We start from the raw sequence: 497 nt of genomic DNA, 5'->3' as shown, positions 1-497 counted from the left end.
TCGAAATCAACACTGCCCTGGGTCTTGCCCGCCTCAACAGTGATGGTCTGGCCGTTGGACAGGGTCACAGTCACCGGAGTCTGCGCCGGGTTGCTCAGGGTCACGGTGTAGGTGATCACGCCGCCTTCGGTCACGCTTGGCGAAGCGGTCAGGGTGGCGGTGGTGACATCGACCGAGTCGTTGATCGCGGTCTGGGCCGGGGTCGGGTTCGGCGTCAGCTGCTCGAAGTTACCGCCGGTGGCGCTTTCGATGCTCACGCTAACGGTCGAGCCATTGTTGTAGACGTCGTTGGCCGGGGTCTCGAAGTCGATGCTGCCCTGGGTCTTGCCCGCCTCAACAGTGATGGTCTGGCCGTTGGACAGGGTCACAGTCACCGGCGACTGAGCCGGACTGCTCAGGGTCACGGTGTAGGTGATCACACCACCTTCGGTCACCGACGGAGTGGCCGTCAGGGTCGCCGTGGTGTTATCCACCGAGTCGTTGATGGTGGTCTGGGC

Annotated in this window: 1 protein-coding gene; it reads right to left on the bottom strand. The window is 63.4% G+C overall.

The features are described from left to right. Window positions 1-497: immunoglobulin-like domain-containing protein (locus FQ664_RS25745; protein WP_144175815.1), on the bottom strand; the 497-nt coding region annotated here is incomplete at both ends.

Origin of the sequence: Pseudomonas persica (genome assembly GCF_900291015.1) — a bacterium.
Taxonomy (GTDB): domain Bacteria; phylum Pseudomonadota; class Gammaproteobacteria; order Pseudomonadales; family Pseudomonadaceae; genus Aquipseudomonas.
Note: the sequence above shows the minus strand (reverse complement) of the source record. Positions and strands in the feature narration are given on the sequence as shown.